We start from the raw sequence: 2,267 nt of genomic DNA, 5'->3' as shown, positions 1-2,267 counted from the left end.
TTTTCATCATTTAGTACCTTCATATAGGGACATAGAATCACGAAATTTCGTGAAAGCATGCCATACCAATGAAAGACACAAACTACACATCGCTTACCTATCAGACACTTACTACAGACAACCATCCATAATCGCCAGATTATGACGTGGTGTGTATTCGTATGAATTTCATGAACAGGCGGTGTTTGAGGCGCTATCTCTATGGTATTCAAAGCGTCATGGTTTAAATCTGTCTTCAGACAAATTCGTTCAGGTTCCGGGAGTATTACCAGGCATCGCGTTGTTACTGCGCCAGTTTACCAACGAGGGTGATGGTGTACTTATTCATACGCCGGCTTATCATCAGTTCGCTAATTTGGTGAATAAAGCAGGTCGTCAGGTCGTGAATAGCCTGTTGATTAATGACGGACAGAGTTATCAGATTGATTTTGCTGGTATGGAGCAACAGATCATCGACCAACAAGTGAAGACGATGATTTTCTGTAATCCGCACAACCCGACTGGGCGAGTGTGGACACCTCAAGAGATTGAACAAGTCATCGAAATTGCTAAACGTCACGATGTGCTGATCATCAGCGACGAAGTTCATTCCGACATTATTTTTGAAGGTCATTCTTTTACGAGCTTAACCAGCTTTGATTACGACAAGGTCATTGCCTTGATTGGCTCTCCGGCGAAAACCTTCGGCATGCACAGCATCTCAAATGGTTATGTGTACACCAACAATCATGAGTTATTTGAAGCGTTCAAAACCAATGTGGTGGCGATGTATCTTGACCATGGTAATGCGTTCAGTACGTTTGCAACCGTGGCTGCCTTTGAGAAAGGTGGAGAGTGGCTCGATGGCATGTTGGCGTATCTGCAAGGCACAGTTAAGTGGATTACCGAATTTGCAGAGCAGCTAATTCCTCAGTTAAAAGTCTTCCAACCGCAAGGGACTTACCAAGTGTGGTTTGATTTTGCTGGCTTAGGCTTTTCGGAAGATGAATTGAAAAGTGTGGTGTTTGAACAAGCTAAAATGGGATTAACACCGGGTGGCTAGTTTGGCGCTGAGAGTTATCATTTTATGCGAATGAACATCGCGACTTCGCGTGACAATATTGAGCAATCATTTACTGCGTTGGCTGATGCGATTGAGGGTTTTGAGCGAGGAAGCCAGGAGAGTTCAAACTGCTGCGATAAAGGCGATTCAAAAAGTTGCTGCTGATTATCCATGTTGAATTGAAAATGCTTAGCCGCTGATACTGAACATTAGGCTCTATAGAACGAAAAACCGCGAGGCTGCTTAGCGCATGACTGGCGGTTTTTTTGTGTCTGTGTAATCCTAAGCATGATTTTATTGAGATGAAATTGAAGTGTTGAGTGGTAGTTCGAGAGCACTTGAATGATTGGTAGAGATTGGTTGGCAGAGAGTTATGTTTAGCGTCCCACTGAATAGTTTTGTACATCGTGTTAGTGATAAAAGCCAAGTGATGGCGCATGCTGCAGAATGTGGATGTCAGTTGAAACGAGTTCGTCGTTCGCGTAATTGGCTTTTGGTCGCTCAAGAGCATCAACTCGTTGAATTTAAAACGATGTTCACTCACGAAAATGACGATTGGATAGCAATCGCAATCGACAAAGTGCTGCCTAAGCCTGTGGTGTGTTTGGCATCGTTGTTAGCCGCTACGCCCTCGATGACGGTTGCGCAGTTAGTGATGGAATCAGGATGTTCAATGGCAGAAGCAAGGCGTGCGATTGATGAGCATGAAGAGTTGTAGGCGTATTCGAATCGTGTGAAAAGAGAATCGTGAGCAGCAAAAAGCCCGTAACGATATTATGCTTTTTCAGCGGAATATCGTTACGGGCTTTATTATCTGCGCTTATGCTGCTTAAGCTAAGCCATGTGGCTTATAAAGCGTTTACTCGATTAAGAGTTCGCTACTTTTACACGAATCGTGTTTTTGCCAAGCTTTGACAAGTTTAGCTTGTTTAGTGCCGCTTTCGCTTCTTCGTGCTCTGGCATTTCAACAAATGCAAAGCCTTTAGATTCGCCAGTTTCTTGGTCTAAAACTAGGCTGCACTCTTTTACTGAGCCGAACTCAGAAAATAGAACACGGATGTCTTGCTCAGCAGTAGAGCGCGATAGGTTACGAACTAGAAGTTTCATAATAAACCTTGAATATGAATTTACGCCGAGCATTGTCGCACACTTTCATGCTCACCCTCACAAATAATTAAACATTGATAAACCCCCAGCTCTGCTGGGGTGACTCGCATAGGTTTGA

At 43.7% G+C, this 2,267-nt stretch carries 2 protein-coding genes and 1 pseudogene; 2 read left to right on the top strand and 1 reads right to left on the bottom strand.

Annotated features, from left to right (window positions below; genetic code table 11):
* Positions 1-151 precede the first annotated feature (151 nt).
* Positions 152-1,207: pseudogene (locus AB6C75_RS23315) on the top strand (MalY/PatB family protein).
* A gap of 208 nt (positions 1,208-1,415) precedes the next feature.
* Entirely contained in the window at positions 1,416-1,760 is a 345-nt protein-coding gene (locus AB6C75_RS23310) for a ribosome recycling factor family protein (protein ID WP_372109472.1), read from the top strand.
* Between the two features lie 149 nt (positions 1,761-1,909).
* On the opposite strand, the gene AB6C75_RS23305 is transcribed toward AB6C75_RS23310, so the two are convergent.
* On the bottom strand, positions 1,910-2,149 hold the full coding sequence (locus AB6C75_RS23305; protein WP_004732698.1) for an RNA-binding protein: 240 nt from the start codon (positions 2,147-2,149) through the stop codon (positions 1,910-1,912).
* Between the last annotated feature and the right edge of the window lie 118 nt (positions 2,150-2,267).

The organism is Vibrio sp. 10N.237.312.B06, from assembly GCF_041464685.1.
Taxonomy (GTDB): Bacteria; Pseudomonadota; Gammaproteobacteria; order Enterobacterales; family Vibrionaceae; genus Vibrio; species Vibrio tasmaniensis_A.
The sequence above is the reverse complement of the archived record's forward strand: the minus strand, read 5'-3'. Positions and strand labels throughout refer to the sequence as shown.